Origin of the sequence: uncultured Kriegella sp., assembly GCF_963975415.1 — a bacterium.
Classification (GTDB): Bacteria; Bacteroidota; Bacteroidia; order Flavobacteriales; family Flavobacteriaceae; genus Kriegella.
The window spans coordinates 77,807-98,269 of sequence record NZ_CAXBGN010000016.1; the positions used below are offsets into that span (position 1 = coordinate 77,807).

The 20,463-nt window shown below is 40.8% G+C and carries 19 protein-coding genes; 8 read left to right on the forward strand and 11 right to left on the reverse strand.

The window, feature by feature from the left end:
• Nucleotides 1-117 precede the first annotated feature (117 nt).
• Nucleotides 118-1,128: a type I glyceraldehyde-3-phosphate dehydrogenase gene (gap, locus tag AACZ88_RS22570; protein WP_339715626.1), complete on the forward strand. Its 1,011-nt coding sequence runs from the start codon at nucleotides 118-120 to the stop codon at nucleotides 1,126-1,128.
• Nucleotides 1,125-3,362 carry an ATP-binding protein gene (locus AACZ88_RS22575; protein WP_339715629.1) on the forward strand — a complete coding sequence of 746 codons (2,238 nt, stop codon included), beginning with the start codon at nucleotides 1,125-1,127 and terminating at the stop codon, nucleotides 3,360-3,362. The genes gap and AACZ88_RS22575 overlap by 4 nt, the downstream gene beginning before the upstream one ends.
• Here AACZ88_RS22575 and lpxK read toward each other — a convergent pair.
• Nucleotides 3,343-4,350 (reverse strand): tetraacyldisaccharide 4'-kinase, encoded by a 1,008-nt coding sequence (lpxK, locus tag AACZ88_RS22580; RefSeq protein WP_339715631.1) that lies wholly within the window; start codon nucleotides 4,348-4,350, stop codon nucleotides 3,343-3,345. The genes AACZ88_RS22575 and lpxK overlap by 20 nt on opposite strands.
• Nucleotides 4,351-4,400: 50 nt before the next feature.
• On the opposite strand from lpxK, the gene AACZ88_RS22585 reads away from it, so the two are divergent.
• The 3 genes from AACZ88_RS22585 to AACZ88_RS22595 all read left to right on the forward strand — a co-directional run bounded on the left by AACZ88_RS22585 (nucleotide 4,401) and on the right by AACZ88_RS22595 (nucleotide 6,799).
• The gene (locus tag AACZ88_RS22585) at nucleotides 4,401-5,495 is read left to right on the forward strand and encodes a Nif3-like dinuclear metal center hexameric protein (protein WP_339715633.1); all 1,095 of its coding nucleotides are present in this window, start codon (nucleotides 4,401-4,403) and stop codon (nucleotides 5,493-5,495) included.
• A 7-nt stretch (nucleotides 5,496-5,502) separates the two neighbouring features.
• Nucleotides 5,503-6,282, forward strand: coding sequence for a C4-type zinc ribbon domain-containing protein (locus AACZ88_RS22590; RefSeq protein ID WP_339715636.1), 780 nt, complete (start codon nucleotides 5,503-5,505; stop codon nucleotides 6,280-6,282).
• 82 nt (nucleotides 6,283-6,364) lie between these two features.
• Nucleotides 6,365-6,799, forward strand: coding sequence for a DUF4174 domain-containing protein (locus tag AACZ88_RS22595; protein ID WP_339715638.1), 435 nt, complete (start codon nucleotides 6,365-6,367; stop codon nucleotides 6,797-6,799).
• A gap of 2 nt (nucleotides 6,800-6,801) precedes the next feature.
• On the opposite strand, the gene AACZ88_RS22600 is transcribed toward AACZ88_RS22595, so the two are convergent.
• Nucleotides 6,802-8,142 carry an NAD(P)/FAD-dependent oxidoreductase gene (locus tag AACZ88_RS22600; RefSeq protein WP_339715641.1) on the reverse strand — a complete coding sequence of 447 codons (1,341 nt, stop codon included), beginning with the start codon at nucleotides 8,140-8,142 and terminating at the stop codon, nucleotides 6,802-6,804.
• 296 nt (nucleotides 8,143-8,438) lie between these two features.
• Entirely contained in the window at nucleotides 8,439-8,987 is a 549-nt protein-coding gene (locus AACZ88_RS22605) for an ATP-dependent Clp protease proteolytic subunit (protein WP_339715644.1), read from the reverse strand.
• Nucleotides 8,988-9,105: 118 nt separating this feature from the next.
• On the opposite strand from AACZ88_RS22605, the gene AACZ88_RS22610 reads away from it, so the two are divergent.
• The gene (locus AACZ88_RS22610) at nucleotides 9,106-9,780 is read left to right on the forward strand and encodes a hypothetical protein (protein ID WP_339715647.1); all 675 of its coding nucleotides are present in this window, start codon (nucleotides 9,106-9,108) and stop codon (nucleotides 9,778-9,780) included.
• Here AACZ88_RS22610 and AACZ88_RS22615 read toward each other — a convergent pair.
• Together AACZ88_RS22615 and kynU are read right to left on the reverse strand one after the other, a co-directional pair.
• Nucleotides 9,777-10,925, reverse strand: coding sequence for an MFS transporter (locus AACZ88_RS22615; RefSeq protein ID WP_339715649.1), 1,149 nt, complete (start codon nucleotides 10,923-10,925; stop codon nucleotides 9,777-9,779). The two genes, AACZ88_RS22610 and AACZ88_RS22615, sit on opposite strands and share 4 nt — an antisense overlap.
• A gap of 36 nt (nucleotides 10,926-10,961) precedes the next feature.
• On the reverse strand, nucleotides 10,962-12,239 hold the full coding sequence (gene kynU / locus AACZ88_RS22620) for a kynureninase (RefSeq protein WP_339715652.1): 1,278 nt from the start codon (nucleotides 12,237-12,239) through the stop codon (nucleotides 10,962-10,964).
• Between the two features lie 107 nt (nucleotides 12,240-12,346).
• Between kynU and AACZ88_RS22625 the strand changes: the two genes are divergently transcribed.
• On the forward strand, nucleotides 12,347-12,988 hold the full coding sequence (locus tag AACZ88_RS22625) for an O-methyltransferase (protein WP_339715656.1): 642 nt from the start codon (nucleotides 12,347-12,349) through the stop codon (nucleotides 12,986-12,988).
• Here the strand turns inward: AACZ88_RS22625 and AACZ88_RS22630 are convergent.
• The 6 genes from AACZ88_RS22630 to AACZ88_RS22655 form a co-directional block, all read right to left on the reverse strand.
• Nucleotides 12,954-13,526 carry a phosphatase PAP2 family protein gene (locus tag AACZ88_RS22630; RefSeq protein ID WP_339715659.1) on the reverse strand — a complete coding sequence of 191 codons (573 nt, stop codon included), beginning with the start codon at nucleotides 13,524-13,526 and terminating at the stop codon, nucleotides 12,954-12,956. The genes AACZ88_RS22625 and AACZ88_RS22630 overlap by 35 nt on opposite strands.
• An 8-nt stretch (nucleotides 13,527-13,534) precedes the next feature.
• Complete coding sequence (locus AACZ88_RS22635) at nucleotides 13,535-13,864, reverse strand: twin-arginine translocase TatA/TatE family subunit (RefSeq protein WP_339715676.1); 330 nt, start codon at nucleotides 13,862-13,864, stop codon at nucleotides 13,535-13,537.
• A 96-nt stretch (nucleotides 13,865-13,960) separates the two neighbouring features.
• Nucleotides 13,961-16,270 (reverse strand): M1 family metallopeptidase, encoded by a 2,310-nt coding sequence (locus tag AACZ88_RS22640; RefSeq protein WP_339715662.1) that lies wholly within the window; start codon nucleotides 16,268-16,270, stop codon nucleotides 13,961-13,963.
• Between the two features lie 61 nt (nucleotides 16,271-16,331).
• Nucleotides 16,332-16,853, reverse strand: coding sequence for a DUF6702 family protein (locus AACZ88_RS22645; RefSeq protein WP_339715665.1), 522 nt, complete (start codon nucleotides 16,851-16,853; stop codon nucleotides 16,332-16,334).
• Nucleotides 16,854-17,117: 264 nt separating this feature from the next.
• Nucleotides 17,118-17,942 (reverse strand): carboxypeptidase-like regulatory domain-containing protein, encoded by an 825-nt coding sequence (locus tag AACZ88_RS22650; RefSeq protein ID WP_339715668.1) that lies wholly within the window; start codon nucleotides 17,940-17,942, stop codon nucleotides 17,118-17,120.
• Nucleotides 17,943-18,043: 101 nt separating this feature from the next.
• Entirely contained in the window at nucleotides 18,044-18,790 is a 747-nt protein-coding gene (locus AACZ88_RS22655) for a hypothetical protein (RefSeq protein ID WP_339715670.1), read from the reverse strand.
• A gap of 622 nt (nucleotides 18,791-19,412) precedes the next feature.
• On the opposite strand from AACZ88_RS22655, the gene AACZ88_RS22660 reads away from it, so the two are divergent.
• Nucleotides 19,413-20,463 (forward strand): hypothetical protein (locus tag AACZ88_RS22660; RefSeq protein ID WP_339715673.1); only part of this gene is annotated, 1,051 nt, incomplete at its 3' end.

The following is a 20,463-nucleotide window of genomic DNA, read 5'->3' on the forward strand; positions in this document are numbered from 1 at the left end:
ACTTGCTAAGGGCTTAAGAGTTAGTTTCGGTAGTATTGAACCATACGGCGATAAGCAATTCGTCGTACTTACAATGATGAGCAAAATCGTACAATTTATCCCCCACTTCTTACGGCAATGAAAAGAACATATATAGGCATCAACGGCTTTGGAAGAATAGGTAGAACCCTCTTCAGATTACTGGAAGACCAACCCCACTTGCAAGTGGTTGCCATCAACGATTTGGCAGACTCCAAAACATTGGCGCATTTATTGAAATACGATAGTATTCACGGAACCCTAAATAAAAATGTCGGACATAGCGAAAACACTATTACCGTTGAAAACACGCCTATTGCCCTGACCAATGAAAACAAGCCTGAAAAAATAAAATGGTCTAACCATAACGTCGATATTGTCATTGAATGTACAGGCAAATTCAAAACACGGGCAGATTTACGACAGCATATAAAGAATGGGGCAAAAAAGGTGATTTTATGCGTTCCTCCTGTCGATGATAGTATAAAAATGATAGTTTACGGTATTAACGAAACTACGTTGACCAAAGACGACCATATTATTTCAAATGCTTCGTGCACCACCAACAACGCAGCACCCATGATAAAGGTGATCGACGATCTGTGCGGAATAGAACAAGCCTATATAACCACGATACATTCTTACACCACTGACCAAAGCCTTCACGACCAACCCCACCACGATTTGAGAAGGGCCAGGGCGGCATCGCAGTCCATTGTACCTACAACGACCGGAGCGGCCAAGGCGCTTACCAAGGTGTTCCCGCATCTCTCCAATGTTATAGGGGGCTGTGGTATTCGAGTACCCGTACCCAATGGGTCACTTACTGACATAACCTTTAACGTTAAACGAGAAACCAGTATTCAAGAAATAAATGATACATTTGATAATGTTTCACAAGGGGAGCTCAAAGGCGTCCTTTTTTACACAAAAGACCCCATAGTATCTATCGATGTAAACAATACTTGTTACTCTTGTACGTTTGATTCTCTGATGACCTCCGTAATCGGTAAAATGGTCAAAATTATAGGGTGGTACGATAATGAAATGGGATACAGCAGTAGAATTGTAGATCTCATAAACTTACTGATCAAAAATAAATACGTTTGAGATTTTCCTTTCGACATATAAAATTAGGTTATACTGCCTTGATATTGGTATTTCTTACGGTATCTCAAGGGTCCCTGGCACAAGATACGTTGCCATTACAAGACAGTATTTCCCAAACTAAAGTCGAATTTTATTTCAGTGCGGCAAGAACACTAAAAAACCAAAACAAGGTCGATTTAGCCTTAGAAGCCTTGAACAAAGCCGCAGAAGAAGCTGAAAAAACCGAAGACATTAAATCGCTAATTGATTGTTACCACAAATTTGCCATATTATATCTAAAATTAGATAAAGAGGAGACAACCTTACTTTATTGGGATCGGGCACAGGTGCTATTGAGCGAAGTCGCATATCCGTACGGTGATGCAGTTCATAAATATATCGAGGGCATACTATTATTCAAAAACGGCAAAAATTTTCAGGCCATTTTTATGCTCAATGAAGCGAAGCAATTAAATAATGACAGAAATTTTTTCAACAATCTTCTTTTGGCAGAGGCAAATATCTATTTGAACCTCGAAAAGTATGATAATGCCTCCAAAAACTTCAATTCATTAATTATCAATACCGATCTTTATGAAAAAGACTATTTAGCTACAAGGGCCAATCTTGGCATGTCAGCATTGAATTATAAAATCGGTAAATACAAAGAAAGTGTAGCGAATGCCGAAGAAGCCTTAAAACTTGCACGAGCAAACAATTTTTCCAAAGAAATATTAGAGGCCAATGAGCAACTAAGTAGACTTTATGAAATTTTAGGCAGATACTCCCTATCGCTAGGCAATACGAGAAATCTGCTTGAAATAAAAGACTCCCTGTTTACTATAGAGAAAGTAAAGACCGAGGCGAAAACGGCCGAAAAGATTCAGTTCGAGTTCATGAACGACGAGATTAAACGTCAAGATCAAAAAATAGAAGAGCTTACAACGTCTCAAAACCGATCGGAAATTGCCGCTATACTAACTTCGGCTTTTTTGACAATCATCTCCTTACTGGCTGTATCACTGTACAGAAACAACCAGATTAAGCTCAAAACAAATGATCTGCTGCAGACCAAAAACAACGAGCTTCAATCAGCACGGGATGCCGCCGTTAGCGCCATGGAAGCTAAAACCAACTTTCTTTCGACTGTAAGCCATGAACTCCGAACCCCCTTATACGCAGTTACAGGGCTCACACACTTATTGTTGGAAGAAAACCCCAGCGAAAACCAAAAAGAACACTTAAAGGCACTAAAATTCTCTGGCGATTATCTTTTAAATTTCATTAATGATATTCTCCATATAAATAAAATCGATGCAAATAAACTTGAACCATTGAATATCGATTTTAACTTAAGAAAAGTACTAAATGAGGTAATCGACTCTTTAAAACAAAGTGCCAAGGAAAACAACTCTACGATTATTCTTGATTATGACAAGGAAATTCCATCACACTTATTGAGCGACCCCTTGAAGTTGTCACAAGTATTTATGAATTTGGTGGGTAATGCCCTAAAATTCACTAAAAATGGAGAGGTCAGGGTAAAAGCCCGACTACTGAATAAAGTAGGGGATGATGTTACCCTCTATTTTGAGGTTTCCGACAATGGCATTGGCATTTCAAAAGATCAGCAACAAAGTATTTTTGAAGGGTTCGAACAAGGTTCTATTCAAATCAACAGGGAATATGGCGGTACCGGTCTCGGCCTTACCATCGTAAAAAGCCTATTGGGACTGTTCGAAAGTAAAATACAATTGGAAAGTGAACTTGGGAAAGGAAGCACCTTCTTCTTTGAACTTAAAGTAAAATCTAAAGATGGTATTGTAGATGATGTGCCTTATGAGATAACCCAGGCCGAATATCGGTTTAGCGGCTTGCATTTATTGATTGTCGAAGACAATAAAATCAATCAAGTCATCACTAAGAAAATGTTATCGAAGAAAGACATTACCAGTGATATTGCAAGCAATGGAACTGATGCCATCGAACTTACGAAGAAAAATAAATACGATGCCATTTTAATGGATATTCATATGCCAGGAATAAGTGGTGAGGAAGCAACCATCGAAATTAGAAAGTTCGATACTCAAACACCTATAATAGCCCTTACGGCAATTTCTTTAGACGACAGTCTTGAAAGTTTCTATGCGGCTGGTTGTAATGATGTTGTAACGAAACCTTTTAAGCCCGAAGTATTCTATCATAAAATAGGAGAGAATATTTTTGGCAAAAAAATCAATAGTCCTTCTTCTTAAGGCTACCTAATAAAGTCTGCAAAGTACTTTGCCCATTGTCAAAAAACATATGGGCCACTTGAATATAAAACAAATTTTTCACATGGTTCTTCAATCGTACAAAATCCTTTTCTGTTGTCAGTACAACCTCCTTTGAATTTAAAGTAAGAAGTTCTTTCTGTGTAAAAAAATGATGGTCGGCATAGGCCAAATGTTCAAAAGTGATTTTTTCGGTCTCCAAAAAAGAAATCAACGGTCTTGGGTCGGCAATGCCCGTCACCAAAGTTATCTTTTGATTGTTTAGCTCATCTAATGAAAGATTCTCCATATGCCCTTTAACAATGTTGTCATACACCAAATAACTGAACAAAACGCTTTGCCCTTCCGTAGGCCTTAACTTCTCCTTAATGGTTTGACGCTCATCAATGGAAAGCGCTGGGGGACATTTGGTCACAACAATAACATCTGCCCTTTTGGCCGCCTTTTTACTGTCACGCAGGTTTCCGGTAGGCAGATACCAATCTTCGATATAAATATCATCGTACGCCGTTAGCAATATTGAAAAATCAGGTTTTACTTTTCGGTGCTGAAAAGCGTCATCGAGCAGAATAAGGTCTGGCCCTATTTTATCCTCTAAAACAGAAATCCCATGTCTTCTGTCGGCATCGACCGCTACGGTAATCTCAGGAAATTTAGAATAAATCTGATAGGGCTCATCTCCCAACGCTTCAACAGTTGACTCTGGAACGGCTAAACCAAAACCCCTTGACTTTCTGCGATAGCCCCTACTTAAAACCGCAATTTTATAGGAGTCTTTCAAAGCGGAAATCAATAATTCTACCATGGGTGTTTTTCCAGTACCCCCAACACTTAAGTTTCCGATACAGATGGTGGGGGTATTAAAAGTTTTCGATGAAAATATACCGACGTCGTAAAAATAATTACGGACATACACTACCAATGCATAAATCAATGAAATGGGAAACGCTATTTTTCTTAACAGTTGCACGGGAACGAAAATATAATATTTTATCTTTGTCGACCCTATAAAAGTTTCAAATGATTATTAAGGAGGTTACCCGAATATTGGAAGAATTGGCCCCCTTGGCCTATGCCGAAGACTTTGACAATGTTGGTTTGCTAGTAGGCAATACAAATACAGAGGTCTCTGGTATACTGGTAACCTTGGATACCTTGGAGTCGGTGGTCGACGAGGCCATTGCGAACGACTGTAATCTTATAGTAAGCTTTCATCCGATTATTTTTAGCGGATTAAAGAAACTAACGGGAGCATCCTATGTTGAGCGAATTGTTATAAAGGCCATCCGTCATAACATTGCCATTTATAGCATGCACACCGCCCTAGACAATTGCGCGAAAGGTGTAAATGCAAAAATTTGTGAGGTTTTGGGGCTTACGAATTGTAAAATCCTAATTCCTCGAAAGGGAAGCATTAAAAAGCTGACCACCTATGTACCCAATAGCGACGTCGAAAATCTAAAAGATGCCCTGTTCGAATCAGGTGCCGGAAATATTGGCAACTACAGTCATTGTAGTTTTACGGTCAAAGGAACAGGCAGCTATCGCGCCGGACAAGATGCCAATCCTACCAAGGGAAAAATCGGAGAGACACATCACGAAGAAGAAGTACAAATCAATATTACCTATGCAAAATCGTTGGAGCCTAAAGTACTCCAAACACTTTTTCAAAACCACCCCTATGAAGAAGTCGCTTATGAAGTTGTTACACTAGAAAATACGAATCAAAACTTGGGAATGGGTATGGTCGGTGAACTACCCCAAGCCCTGGACGAATTGGAATTTCTTGAATCCGTAAAGAAAAAGATGGGCGCCTTGGGCGTTCGTCATTCTGAATTATTGGGTAAAAAGGTAAAAAAAATCGCTGTTCTTGGAGGCAGTGGCGCATTCGCCATTTCAGCTGCAAAAGCAGCAGGAGCAGACGTTTTTATAACTTCCGACATCAAATACCATCAATTCTATCAGGCTGAAAGCAAAATGATTATTGCCGATATCGGGCATTATGAGACAGAGCAGTTTACAAAAAACCTTTTAGTTGACTATCTTACGAAAAAAATTCCTAATTTTGCAATCCGTTTATCGGAAAGTAAAACCAATCCAGTCAAGTATTTATAAGTAACATATGGCAAAAAAAGTAGAAGCAACGGTAGAAGACAAATTAAGGGCACTGTACGATTTGCAATTGATAGATTCCCGTGTCGACGAAATCCGTAATGTACGGGGCGAGCTTCCGTTAGAAGTTGAAGATCTTGAAGATGATGTTTTAGGCCTTAAGACAAGGATGGATAAATTAAAGACCGATGTAGAAACCATCAATTTTGAAATTGGCGCAAAAAAGAATCTGATCGAAGAGGCAAAGGCATTGATCAAGAAATATACCGAACAACAAAAGAATGTTCGGAATAGTCGAGAATTCAATTCGATCAGTAAAGAATTGGAGTTTCAAGAACTAGAGATTCAATTGGCCGATAAGAACATAAAAGAGTTCAAGGCTAAAATTGAGCAAAAGAAAGAAACTATTTCAGAGACCAAAGAGCGTCTTTCCGAAAGGGAAGGTCACCTCAAGCACAAGAAAAGTGAATTGAACGCAATTTTGGAAGAAACTGAAAAAGAGGAAAAGGCTTTGTTGGACGAATCGCACAAGTTTCAAGAGCAGATCGAAGAACGATTGGTTAAGGCTTATGCCCGTATTCGTAGTAATGTTAAGAATGGTTTAGCGGTAGTCCCGATTGAAAGAGGTGCTTCCGGAGGTTCTTTCTTTACCATTCCGCCGCAGGTTCAGGTTGAAATTGCCTCCCGCAAAAAAATCATTACCGATGAGCACAGTGGGCGAATTTTGGTAGATCCGGTTCTGGCTGAAGAAGAGCAAGAAAAAATGGCCAAGATGTTTGCCAAACTATAGTTGAACCTAGTACAGAAAGTAAGGCCACCTTTTTAGGTGGCTTTTTTTTTGTTATATTATAGGGTAACGCTAGTTGAAACCAATGATGAAGCTATCCAAATACTTTTTAGTACTGCCCCTCATATACGGTTTTACCCTGAACGCACAAGAATTACAAGATTATAAATGGAAAAACAGACTACTGCTCTTGTTCGACCAATCAAATGAAACACCTGCCCTGATTTCGCAATGGCATCAGTTCACCAACCTAAAAACCGAGTGTAGCGAACGAGATTTAAAACTGCTGATAATCACAAATAACTCGGTATTTCTCGATAATACAACAAAAGCTGATGCGGCATTAGATACCCAGAGTATTCGTGCCCGATTCGGTATCTCAGAACATTTTAAAGGAATAGTTTTAGTCGGTAAGGACGGAGGCAAGAAATTACAAGAAAAATTCGAGGTGAATCCTCTTATGGTTTTTGAGCTAATTGACGGTATGCCCATGCGTCGTGCCGAAATGCGAAACAATTAAGCCTATAACAAACTTAAAATACGCTTCTCAACCTCATCACTATCCCATTTTTCTTCAATATTGGGCATTTGCATCACTTGCCGCATAATTTTTTCCTGCGCATCGCCTTCCGCTAAAGCCTCGGCGTAGGGACGTTCGGAAAACGTAACACGCGAATAGGCCGGTATCCATTTATCCGGATGCTTTTGAGCAAAGTTCTTTTCTATTTTTTTCTGTAATAAAAATTTAGGGTCCGCCGTCTTACTGCTCATTTCAACAAAGTTCCGATAACTTAACTCCGCAATAGCATCGGCATTAGGCTTGCGTTGCTTTTGATAGCATTGAAAAATAGTCGCCCAATCATCTTCGTATTTTTCCATCAGGGCATTTAACTCATAAATATCTTCAAAACCTGCATTCATGCCCTGACCGTAAAAAGGAACTACGGCATGGGCCGAATCGCCAACTAGGGCAACTTTGTCCCAATACGTCCACGGGTAGCATTTCATCGTTACCATGGCGCTTGTCGGATTCCTAAAGAAATCCTCCGTAAGGTTTTCGATATCACCCATTACATTAGGAAAATAGGTGTTAAAAAATGCCTTGGCCTCCTCCGTCGTGTTAATATTTTCAAAAGATACTTCTCCTTCGAAAGGCATGAACAACGTACATGTAAAACTACCGTCTAAGTTCGGCATGGCAATAAACATAAACTTACCCCTAGGCCAAATATGAAATGAGTTCTTGTCCAATTTATGGGAACCATCGGTATTTGGGGTAATTGTCAGTTCTTTATAACCAACATCTATAAAATCTTGTGAATAATCGAATCGACTTCTTCTTTGCATCTTATGGCGTACACGCGAAAAAGCACCGTCACAGCCAAAAATAATATCGTATTTATATTCTTTCCATTTTCCCTTTTCCGTATTTCCCGTAAACAACTTGGCTTCAGGAAGATCAACATCCCAAACTTTTTCCTCGAATTTGAATTTAACACCTGCCTCCTCCGCCAAATCGATCATGGTTCGGTTCAAAACACCGCGTGGAATAGACCATATTGCCTCCCCTTCTTTACCATACTTCTGAAAGTACAGGGGTTTACCAATAACGTGCATAGCCCGTTTATCTAATGGAATCGCTATCTCCTTAACTTTTTCCTCAATACCGATGGCAGCCAAGGTTTTCCAACCCCGATTGCTCATGGCCAGGTTTATAGACCTGCCTGAAAACTCAACGTTTCGAATATCAGGCCTTCGATCAAAGACCGTAATCGTATGCCCCTTTCGTCTTAAGAATATTGCAAGTAACGAACCCACTAGTCCAGAACCAACTATTGCGATTTTTTTTGGCGTTTTTGTCATATGTTGTAAAACGGAATTCTAAAGACTGCCGCACCTTGGTTTTGGGGCAGAAAGAGGGTTACTCGGTAAAAATAGTAAAATTGTTAATGTTATTTTAACAAAAGTAAAAAGTCTGTATGTATTTATAGATCGTAAATAAAATATCCCGCTTAGGCGTCCATATATATCAAAAGTCCTTCACACGTGACGTGCGAAGGACTTTTATTTTATAACTGACTCGTACTAGGCCGTTTGAAGGTTTTTAATATTGGCAGCCATTTTTAGACTAATACCAACGTAGAAACTGTTTTGAACGACTATTCCAAAATACCGTCGACAATACCGTATGCCACAGATTCTTCTGCACCCATCCAATAATCGCGGTTAAAATCTTTCATTACCTTTTCAAAAGGCTGCCCGCAATTATCCGCCAATATTTTAGCCCCTAGTTCTTTGGTCTTGATAATTTCCTTTGCCTGTATTTCGATGTTTGAGGCTTGGCCACTGGCACCCCCACTCGGTTGGTGTATCATCACTCTTGCGTTGGGTTGAATAAACCGTCGACCTTTTTTTCCAACGGACAACAAAATCGAACCCATAGACGCCGCAAGGCCGGAACAAACCGTCGAAACCGGGCTTTTTATTTGTTTTATCGTATCATAGATGGCAAAACCAGAGGTTACGTATCCTCCAGGGCTATTGATGATCAATTGTATTTCTTTGTTGTTTTGCAAATCAAGGTACAATAAACGATCGATGACGTGTTTGGCCGAATCATCGTCTACCTGGCCCCATAAAAACACCTTTCGCTCGTCCAACAACTTCTCCTGAATTGCTTCCTGTACTTTTCCTTTTTTAGAACTCATTGTTTATTTTTTATCCATCTCAAAACTAATCATTTTCTAGCAAAATACTATTCGAATAAATACACGGATTTTTAAAATGGGATATGGAAATCGGTTATCTTTGAATAAAACAGACAAAATGAAGAAGTTTCTTTTCCTAGCAATACTAATCATAGGCACTGCCTCTAGCTTTATAAGCCTTGATAAAGTAATAAAAACACCTCAAGAACCCACCATTTTAGAAAAAGTGGCCAACGCCAATGGCTTTCAAAATTGGAAAAACGTCAAGGAACTTAAATTTACTTTTAATGTTGACCGTGACACCTCACATTTTGAACGTACTTGGATCTGGAAACCAAAAACCAATGACATTACCTCCATAACCAAAGGAAAAACCTTGAACTATAATTGGTCGAATATGGACAGCACCGCCTATAAGGCCAATGCAGGTTTTATAAACGACAAATACTGGTTGTTGACCCCATTTCAATTGGTATGGGACCGTAAAAACATCACCTATGAACATACTGCGAAGGCTAAAGCTCCGATGAGCAAAAAGAATATGCAGAAATTGACCATTACCTATGGTAACGAAGGTGGCTATACGCCCGGCGATGCTTATGATTTCTATTTTGGTGATGATTTTATTCTCAAAGAATGGGTCTACCGCAAATCGAACCAAGCCGAACCTTCAATGATAACATCTTGGGAAGACTATGTGGATAAAGGTGGATTAAAAATTGCCCAAACCCATAAAAAGGGAGACGGAAGTTTTAAACTGTATTTCACCGATATTGAAGTAACGACAAATTAATTCTTTTGCCTACCCAAAAAATAAGTGGCCATCAAAATGACCATGGCACAGCCTAAAAGAACAACAAAGCTCAATTTTAAAGATGCAGCATCGGCCAAAAATCCCAAGATAGGGGGTGCGGCCAAGAATCCGGCGTAACCCGTACCTGCGATAAAAGAAACCCCCTGGGAAGAGTCAATACCTTTTACGGTACCTCCAATTCTAAAAAGTTCGGGAATAATCACCGAAAACCCCAAACCTACCAATGCGAAACCGATAATGGCCAAATAAGTAGCTGTAGAAAGTACGCTCAAATACCCTAAAACTGCAATGGCCGATCCTAAGGCCACAATTTTAATCGATCCGATTTTTTTACTAATGCCATCACCAAGAAACCGCCCTAAGGTCATCGTTATAGAAAAAGCCAAAAAGCCCGTGCCCCACAAAGCCTCGGGAGCCATACTGATTTCCTTTAAATAGAGTCCGCTCCAATCAACGATGGCACCCTCCCCACCCATGGCCACAAACGAAACGACACCTATAATCAATAAAGGTTTGAACAGTTTTAAGCTAAAAGGTTCTTTTTCGACGGGTGCCGCAACAATATGGATGTAATTTTTACGCAAGATTAAATTTACGACCAATACTAGAGCCACAACAATTCCCATGTGAAGTATAGGACTTCCCAGAAATACGATCATAAAACTCCCCAATCCTGCCAATACCCCACCCAAACTAAAAAAACCATGAGCAGCCGACATAAAATTCTGTTTGTCTTCCTTTTCCAGTTCGGTTACCAGGGTGTTCATTGAAATATCGGTAAACCCATTTGCCGCACCCAATATGAAAAGCGCTGCCATTAAGGTATAATAACTTGGTGCCATCAGGGGCAAAAGCGCCGCAAAACTGCTTAAAATCACGCCATACCAAGTAGCCCTACCTACCCCCATTTTATTAATTATCTTTGCAGCAATAGGAAACACGGTAAACACCCCCAAGGAAAGAAAAAAAATGGCAATGCCCAATTGCGACTTGTCAATTTCAAGCCGTTCCTTAACGATAGGGATGTAAATGGCCCAGGTACCGAACCAGATGTTCAAACTGGCAAATACCCATGCAGGGGCCAAATAACGCGGGTTCGATAAGATCAGTCGAAGTGATTTCATTTAAATTGGAAAAGATATAGGTTGATTGTCTAAGGTTTAAGGGGTGCTAATTTTCAAGATACCCTGTTTTAAAATCTGCCCGAATCGAAACATATCTTCATAAGAACAATAAAAAGGCGCGGGAGCCAACCGGATAACATTCGGTTCACGCCAGTCGATAATCACACCTTCTTTCATCAGATAATCAAATAAATCTTTACCACCACCGTGCAAAAGCACCGACAATTGACACCCTCTTTGTTGTGGCGTAATGACCTCAAAAGTGGTATTGACTTCGGCATCGACTTTCTGTAGAATAAATTCCAAATAGCCTACGATACGCTCCCTTTTCTCGATCAAGGCATCCATTCCTACTTCTTCGAACAGTTGTAGCGAGGCCAGATAGGGTGCCAAAGATAATACCGGTGGATTGCTCACTTGCCAGGCATCGGCATTGGGCATCGGCTCAAACTCAGGCTTCATCAAAAAACGGGTTTCCTTTTTGGTGCCCCACCAACCTTCAAACCTAGGAATATTCTTTTTGTTCAAATGGCGTTTATGAACGAAGATTCCAGATGCGTTTCCCGGACCACTATTCATGTATTTATAACTGCACCACGCTGCAAAATCAACATCCCAATCGTGCAGCTTAAGTTCGATATTTCCCGCGGCATGGGCCAAATCCCAACCTACAAGGGCACCCGCCGATTTGCCGGCCTTGGTAATTTTTTCCATATCAAATACCTGACCGCTGTAATAATTGACACCGCCGATCAAGACCAGCGCCAATTCGTCGCCCACTTCCTCAATTTTATCAATCATATCTTGAGTACGCCAGAAATGCTCGCCCTCTCGCTTTTTAATTTCGACAATGGCAACATCGGGCTCAAGACCATGAAAACGCACTTGGCTTTGAAGCATATACTGATCTGAAGGAAAAGCCTTCTCCTCACATATAATTTTAAATCGTTTTGGGGTCGGCCTATAAAAAGAGGTCATCAAAAAATGCAGGTTGACCGTCAATGTGTTCATCACTGAAACCTCTTCTACACGGGCACCGACCACTTTTGCCAAAGGTGCTGCCAATCGTTCATGATAATCCCACCAAGGTTTTTCGGAATGAAAATGCCCCTCTACCGCCAAATCAGCCCAATCGGTCAAAATTTGATCAACATATTGACGGGTAATCTTGGGCTGTAACCCCAGTGAATTGCCCGTAAAATAAATAACATCTTTACCGGCTATTTTAGGAAAATGAAATGCGTCCCGATACTTTCCAAGTTTATCGTGTATATCAAGTTCTCGGGCAAAAGCCAAGGTATTCTCAAATTGCATTGCGTTGTTTTGTTCAAAAATACAACATCGCCAAAGATTTGAATACGGCGCTTTTTAAAAACATATACGATCTGCCCATAATTCTTTATTTTTGAAAAAATTCTACAATGCATTTCCTATCCCCGGCCATAGAAGATTATATCAGAAACCATTCTGAAGGAGAACCGGAATTACTATGCGAGTTGACGCGGGAAACCCATTTAAAAGTAATACAGCCCCGTATGATTACAGGCCATTACCAGGGAAGGGTTTTGAGTATGCTCGCAAAACTGGTCAACCCCAAATATATTTTAGAAATAGGAACCTACACTGGCTATTCGGCACTCTGTTTGGCCGAGGGACTTCAAAAAACCGGAGAACTGCACACTATTGACATTAATGAAGAACTCCATGGTATGCAGCGACGCTATTTTGACAAAAGTGGTTTTGGAAAACAGATCATTCAACATACGGGCAACGCTTTAGATATTGTACCCAACCTACAAATGGTATTCGACCTCGTTTTCATCGATGCCGAAAAAAACGACTACCCTAATTACTTCGAAGCGGTTCTTAAAAAAACCAGACCGGGCAGTGTTATTCTTTCTGACAATGTTCTCTGGTCGGGTAAAGTTGTCGAACCTTTAAAAGCAAAAGATCGGGCCACTAAAACGCTATTGGAATTTAACAAGAAACTTCAAGAAGACCCAAGGGTAGAAACGGTATTACTGCCCATCAGGGATGGCTTAACCTTAAGTAGGGTGCGATAAGCCGCACATACAGACCGAAAAAAAGAAATGCGGAAAACACTCCCACACTGGCCCCTACCAAAATATCTAAAGGATAGTGCACTCCGACATAGATACGACTCGAAGCAAACATAAGGGGCCATAGATAAAAGACCCAGCTCCATTTAAACCGCTTTCTTAAAAAAAGTACCATCAAGGTGGTAATGGAAAAAGAACTTGCCGCATGACCCGAGAAAAAACTGTAGCTCGTCGGGCTCTTTATAATACGGATCAGCGTATTTATTTCCTCGTTATTATTGGGACGTAGCCGGGCCACATAATGTTTGGTGACATCTGTTGCGAAGTTGATAAAAAAAGCGAGGGCCACCACGGTCAAGACAACACAAGTCGCTTCCTTTTTAGGATACTTCAAGAATATGATAATAAAAAAGAAAACAAAAAGCGGAATCCAAGAAGAAATATTGGTTACTGTAGCCCAAAAAAGGTCATAATCTTCAATACCAAGGTTGTTCAAATAAATAAAAGTATCCCTGTCCCATTGAAGGATTTTCTCTAGCATAGAAAATATTATCCGCGCTTTATCGTACCACTAACGTCATCGACGTTTTTCTTTACCGCATCGACACCTTCTTTGAAGTCTTTACCGATACTTGATGAGATATTGTCTTTAACATCATCGATATCTTTCTTGATATCTTTTACGAAACTGGTATCGATACCCTGCTTGTCAGCACTCTTCTGAATTTCTTGCTTGATGTCCTCTGTAGCGTCCTTTAGTTGGCGCATACCTTTCCCCAATCCCTTGGCAATGCCAGGAATCTTATCGGCCCCGAATACCATGACAACTATGAACATGATAAAGAATATTTCGCCTCCACTAATAAATAAAACGTGCATCAAAAACATAGACACAAATATAAACAAGTTTACATAAATAGACCTGTCAAGATGTTAAAACATGACAGGTCTAAATACCTAGCAAAAGATTAAGAACTATTTCCCTTTAATATCGCCCTTGAATTTATCAAAATCGGATTTCTCCTCTTTTTTAGGCCAAGAGTTATTGGTGGTATCGATATCGGCAGTTTCCGCCTTGGGATCCACCATAATACCGGTTAATTCACTTTGCGAAGATAATACCATTTTCACCTCCGCATCATTTTTTCTCCATATTTCAGCAGGATAGGTAATATTTTCACGAGTACCGTCGGCATAGGTATACTCAACGATCAACGGCATGGGTATACCGCCCGGCTTATCGAACGTTACTTCATAGAAGTATTTTGGCTCCTTCACTTTTGCACGTTCATCGGCCGTCATATTATCCATCATAAATTCTTTCAATGGCTGAGAGGTTTCGCTAGGCGTTTTCCCTTTCATATTGGGATCAAAATCTTCACTCCCTTCTTCGACCAAATAAACCAAAGGCAATAAGTCTTTCTCCGTTAGGTTGCGGGCTGCCATATACGTTCGCATTTGTTGGTTCGGTTTATCCGATACATAGTATTTCTTAAGATCTTTAACTCCGATATCGACATAATCGGTCGTATAGAACCAACCCCTCCAATACCAATCTAAATCTACCGCAGAGGCATCTTCCATCGTACGGAAAAAATCTTCAGGGGTCGGGTGCTTGAACATCCAACGTTGTGAATAGGTTTTAAAGGCATGATCAAAAAGCTCCCTTCCCATGACCGTTTCCCGCAAGATATTCAAAGCTGTAGCTGGTTTCCCATACGCATTCGGACCCAATTGGTAAACGTTCTCTGGATTGGACATAATAGGCGCAATCGTCGATTGATCGCCGCTCATATAAGGAACAATTTTTGAAGGATCCCCTCTTCGCGATGGGTATTTATCGTTTGGGGCAATGGCCTCAGGATACAGCTCACCAAATTCTTGCTCTGCCACATACTGCATAAACGTATCGAGACCTTCATCCATCCAACCCCATTGGCGCTCATCTGAATTCACGATCATCGGGAAAAAGTTATGTCCCACTTCATGAATAATCACACTGATCATACCATACTTCACCTGATCGGAATAGGTTCCATCTTCATTAGGCCTGCCATAGTTCCAACAAATCATAGGATACTCCATACCTTGATTTTTGGCATGAACGGAAATTGCTTTCGGGTAAGGGTAGTCAAAGGTGTGAGACGAATACGATTTCAACGTATGCGCAACGGCTTTAGTAGAATATTCTTCCCATAACGGGTTGCCTTCCTTCGGGTACATTGATACGGCCATCACGTCTTTATTACCGACTTTTACAGCCTGCATATCCCAAATAAACTTTCGGGAAGTGGCAAAACCATAGTCCCTTACATTTTCGGCTTTGAACTTCCAAGTTTTCTTCTTTTCCGAAAAACCTTTTTCCGCCGCTTCGGCCTCTTCCTGGGTGACGATGATTACCGGTTTATCGTATGACTTTTTAGCCTGCTCATAGCGTTTCATCATTTCCTTGGAAAAGACATCTTTTCTATTTTGAAGTGTTCCGGTGGCATCTAATACGTGATCCGCAGGTACCGTAATATTTACTTCATAATCGCCAAAAGGAAGTGCAAACTCGCCACTGCCCCAAAATTGATGGTTCTGCCATCCTTCAACATCACTATAAACTGCCATTCTCGGAAAGAACTGTGCAATTACATAAGCCCTGTTTCCGTCTTTTGGAAAAGTCTCATATCCTGATCTGGCACGGTTTACCGTGTGTTCGGGTATATTGTACCACCATTTTAAGGAAAACGACAGCTTCTCCCCGCTCTTCAATGGCTCTGGAATATCGACACGCATCATGGTCTGGTTAATGGTATAGGGTAATGCCCTACCCGAATGGTCTTTTACATAATCAATTACAAAACCACCGTCAAAAGGTGCCGTATAATATTTTTTGGCAAAACTTCCGAGCTGTTCGGCCATTGGTACCGCGCTGCCGTCACGTAATGGGGACTTGGAATCTTTGGCCCTTACATTTTGATCCAACTGCAACCACAAAAACTCTAGGTTATCGGGTGAATTATTGGTATAGGTTATGGTGCCTTCACCATAAATTCTTGCGTTTTTATCATCAAGTTCGATATCCATTTTATAATCGGCCTGCTGTTGGTAATAGTCGGGGCCGGGGGCACCTGAAGCCGAACGATAGGTGTTCGGAGTAGAAAATTCTTCGTAAAGTTGCTTAAATTTGTTCTGATTGTAATGGCCAGGTTCCTTCTCGGGTGCTTTCTCATTCTGGGCGGTTACAACAGCCGCAAATAGAAATAATAGCGATGCTATGCTGTATTTGATTTGATTCATATTTTTCATGAGTTTTTAATCGCGGAAAATTAAAGTTTTTTAAGGAATTTGTTAATATTTGTTACAAGTTTAACATTCCTTTATTATTCTCTTTGATGAGCACAAAGCTTGTTTTCTTTCCTTTTATTTTAAAATGCACCAAATTTTTCTGATCATCGAAAAGATCCATTAAAATTTCGTTGGTAAGCGCTATGGTCTTGATACTCGGGAAATCAATATTCGTGATTTCAAGGTAGCATATCATAATATCGTCTTCATATTCCTTGCCCAGAAAGTCAAACTTTTTGACTTCCCCGTTGATCGTTACCACAAACTTGGTACTTAAATATTTTTCGATGTATTCATCGGTCAGCTCCAATTCTTTATCGGTGTCTAGTTTGGCTTTGAACCCATAACGCTTTTGCAACAAATCTTCAAAATCATCGATAAAAATACGCGTTGTTATTTGTAGGGCATCGTCGGTTTCGGAATACCCGACATTCGTTACGCTGATGTAGAATTTATGGGCAATGGTAAAGGCCATTAATGGGAGTACCAAGACCAATATACCTTGCTTCAATAGGTTTTTTATTCCATTTTTCATCAGCCAAAAATAAGCAATCCTTATGCCAAAAAGAATCTTTTCCTTGGGGTCTATTGCAATTATTTGATTATCAAATATGTGGCCATTATTTAGCATATTAACAATCAACCCACCCTCCTTCTTCTACATCGCTTCGAAAAAGGGAAGGCCTACTTCACATTCCAATAGTTTTTAAAATTAAACCTTGAGCAGCTCCGCTCTTCAATGAAGCCGGGAATGAATTGCGGACAAGCCCTTTGGACGCAGTCTGAAAGAAAGGAGAGTTCAATCCAATTCATTATACTCCCGATAAATTGCACTCCTCTTTCCCAAATATTCCCAAATCTTAATCTGATCATGCGAATCAACAATCCGTTGGAAAACGGAATCCACTTCACAGAAATACATAAAATCAGGAATTTTAGCCTCGGGTATCTTTAGTGCCGTAGTAAAAAGCGAATCGGCATAAAATTCCCGTACCCGCTGGGTACGTTCATACTTTTTATCACGTTTTACATGGCCCTTCAGCATTTTTGTTCGCCCCGAAATACCATTGATAATCGGAAACAAGGGAATAATTCCACCTCCCGTGGTAGCTTCGTGAACTTTTCGTTCCGATTGCGAAATCACTTCCACATCGGCATTGGGCAGGTCTAAGGTCGAACTCGAAACGATCAACCCCGGTTCCATTCGTTTCAAATCCGCCGCCATATCGCCCGTAAGGTTATAGGGCATGACAATAACTTCGTCTAATTGGGTCAGGGCATCTTCTAAAGGCACTTGTAGAAACTTTGAATCAAGAATTTCAGCGGTTACCACGATACTTCTTCGTTTATACTGTACCGCAGAAAAAACAAGGGTATCGTTAAGAAGGGCAGTAATAGAAAAGAAACCGTTGCTATCGGTAATCGCCGCCTTTTTCGAAGTCGTATTCAATACATGGGTGGCCGCCACATCACCATCTTTACTATATACCCGACCTTCTACTCGGTTTGAAAAAAGTGTCTGTGCCGCTACATTCGTAACAAAAAGGCTAAAAACGACAAAAAAGATGTTGACGCTTATCTTAAAAGCTATCGATCGTTTCCGTATGCTTTTGGTATCGTGCAAAATGGGTGAAATTTTATTCGGATAACCGTACTACTACCTCTGCAACAACAGAACTAGATACCAAGTCGCCGAGCAAGAACATGCAAAACCCCCGATGATAACTAATTTTTATCCTTTAACTGTTCGCGGTAAATTTTGCTCTGGGTTACCAGAAAATCGATTAATTCAAACTCATTTTCCTTGGTCAATAATGTTCGCGCCGGCATATGGTGGTCGCAATAGTACAGAAAGGAATCAATTTGGTCTTGCGGCAGTTTAAGATCGACAACAAAAAATTCATCGTCATATACTTGTCGCAGTACCTCGCTCATTTTTAATTTTGGCTTGACCGCTTCTTCATTCTTATTCGACTTCATAAGCGCCTTAAAAATATTCACGAAATTGATACCGTCTTGCATACCTCTTTCGGTTTGTGAAAGGGCAATGTTCTCAACTTCCGAAGAACGATCGATCTCATATTCGAATTCTTTTAACTCTTCGTTCTTTACCCTTAAAAATCGCTCTTGCTGTTCAGGGGTCACGACTACTTCGTCAAGTTCGGTCACTTTTTCGTTCACCTCGACCACCAAACGGTTCTTTTGCATAATTGCGTCGGTAATTCGAACGACCTGCAATTTATAGTTCAATGCCGTAAAAGCAAGTTCATCGCCAACTTTTACATAGATTGCAAATTGTCCTTTATCGTTGGTTATCGTAGCATCTTCGGTATTGATATTAATAACGTTCTCATTGGGTACGCTCACATCGCGATAAAGTACCGTACCGCGTAACAGCCGTCGATCATCATCTTGGGCAATAACAGTAACAATAGCAAAAAAAGCACAGGTGACAAGTAATAGTTTTCTCATTTAGTTTCATTTAAGATGCCCTCTTCATTATGTCGGAAAAACTGTAAAAAATTACAGCTCCACACCTCTATTTCAATGCATTGTCGGTCAGTTATTTAAGCGCTTTCATCCCGTTTGACGGGAAAATTCATCTTTTCTAAACCACAAGACCCAAGGCTTCGTGAATAGCATCCTTTTCCAATGCATAAAGAAAATACAACTTGCCCTCTAAAAAAAGTCGAGGCCAATAAACTTTTGTTAATTTGTTAAAGCGGATGCCTCCTGTAACTCCCTACTACACCGCACTAATAACAGAAATTAGGCCAAACACATCACCAAATAAACGTATACAAATATCCCAGCGCCTCCTCCCGCCATTCAACGGAGATTAGAAGCACTTTAACCCCCGAATTGGTATTTTAACTTATAAAATTAGGGAAGTGCAGAGATAGTTTTATTTTTGTTTATTGTCTGTTTTTGCCCATTTGGTAAACGAACGACCGGCTTACAGCCGCTATTTTAGTTGGATTTGGAACGATGCACTGCAAAACGGACAAGAGAATTTACGACACGAGAACACCCTGCCCCGACTACCCGAACGGGCATAAATTAAAGAATTAGACACAGCACGAAAACCCATTGTATGAGAACATTAGTATTGCCCCTGCTCTTTGTACTCTTTGTTTCCCAGTCTTTGATGGCGCAGATCAAGATCGGTGACAACCCCCAAAACCTCGACCCCGCTTCGGTATTGGAGCTCGAAAGTACCGAGCGCGTTTTGGTCATTACCCGTATCGATTCGCTTCAGATGAATGCCATTGTACCCCAACGTGGGGCATTGGTCTACAACACCGATGCCAATTGTGTGCATTATTTTGATGGCACCGCCTGGCGTAGCCTCTGTGAAACTAGTGAAAATGGGGTCACGGCCAACCCCATTGTCAACGAAACGGCCACGATCGTTATCACTCCCGATGCAGGTAATTTTAATGTAGAAATAGCGCCCAGCAGCATTTCTACAGAGCACATTGCCGATGGAAGCATCAACGGGATCGATTTACAGAACAATTCCATTGGAGGCAACAAATTGGCCAATACCTCGGTAACGCGCCCCAAGCTGTCTGAAAATGCAGTGGGCGTTACAGAACTCGCCACCGACGAAATCGACCTGGCCCTATTTGAAAACGGTACAGGCTTTATTCGCGACAATGAAGTGGTCAGTGGTACCCCAGGCAATGTGATTACCAATAACGCAGGTGCTTTTTATGACGACAGTGCGTTACAGACGGCTATTGCCACCAACACCGCAAATATAGCGGCCGATGGCGATACCAATGCCACCAACGAATTACAGATTTTAGAAATTACGGGCGATCAACTTACCATTTCAGGAAGAAACACCATCACCCTGCCCACAGCAGATGGGTCTGATACCAATATCAATGCTGGTGCCAATATTGTTATCGGCGGAAATGGTACGGCCGGTACGCCTTATGTTATCAGTGCCGACGATGAAGTCGATGGCAGTATCACCAACGAAATTCAAACCTTAAGTTCTCCCGATCTATCGGTAACTATTACCCCGACAGGACCTAACAATACCGATTACTTACTCACGGTACCACCAACATCTGGAGCGGACGGTTCCGAGACCGTGATAGACGCCACCAGTTCCACTGTAGGTGTTACAGGAA

Bases quoted from the DNA above. Each gene is read 5' to 3' on its own strand.
- AACZ88_RS22635 (WP_339715676.1), bottom strand. From the start codon at position 13,864: ATGCACGTTTTATTTATTAGTGGAGGCGAAATATTCTTTATCATGTTC.
- AACZ88_RS22655 (WP_339715670.1), bottom strand. From the start codon at position 18,790: ATGAGAAAACTATTACTTGTCACCTGTGCTTTTTTTGCTATTGTTACT.
- AACZ88_RS22590 (WP_339715636.1), top strand. From the start codon at position 5,503: ATGGCAAAAAAAGTAGAAGCAACGGTAGAAGACAAATTAAGGGCACTG.
- AACZ88_RS22640 (WP_339715662.1), bottom strand. From the start codon at position 16,270: ATGAATCAAATCAAATACAGCATAGCATCGCTATTATTTCTATTTGCG.
- AACZ88_RS22630 (WP_339715659.1), bottom strand. From the start codon at position 13,526: ATGCTAGAGAAAATCCTTCAATGGGACAGGGATACTTTTATTTATTTG.
- AACZ88_RS22605 (WP_339715644.1), bottom strand. From the start codon at position 8,987: ATGAGTTCTAAAAAAGGAAAAGTACAGGAAGCAATTCAGGAGAAGTTG.
- AACZ88_RS22645 (WP_339715665.1), bottom strand. From the start codon at position 16,853: ATGAAAAATGGAATAAAAAACCTATTGAAGCAAGGTATATTGGTCTTG.
- AACZ88_RS22595 (WP_339715638.1), top strand. From the start codon at position 6,365: ATGATGAAGCTATCCAAATACTTTTTAGTACTGCCCCTCATATACGGT.
- AACZ88_RS22585 (WP_339715633.1), top strand. From the start codon at position 4,401: ATGATTATTAAGGAGGTTACCCGAATATTGGAAGAATTGGCCCCCTTG.
- AACZ88_RS22625 (WP_339715656.1), top strand. From the start codon at position 12,347: ATGCATTTCCTATCCCCGGCCATAGAAGATTATATCAGAAACCATTCT.
- gap (WP_339715626.1), top strand. From the start codon at position 118: ATGAAAAGAACATATATAGGCATCAACGGCTTTGGAAGAATAGGTAGA.
- AACZ88_RS22615 (WP_339715649.1), bottom strand. From the start codon at position 10,925: ATGAAATCACTTCGACTGATCTTATCGAACCCGCGTTATTTGGCCCCT.
- kynU (WP_339715652.1), bottom strand. From the start codon at position 12,239: ATGCAATTTGAGAATACCTTGGCTTTTGCCCGAGAACTTGATATACAC.
- AACZ88_RS22600 (WP_339715641.1), bottom strand. From the start codon at position 8,142: ATGACAAAAACGCCAAAAAAAATCGCAATAGTTGGTTCTGGACTAGTG.
- AACZ88_RS22610 (WP_339715647.1), top strand. From the start codon at position 9,106: ATGAAGAAGTTTCTTTTCCTAGCAATACTAATCATAGGCACTGCCTCT.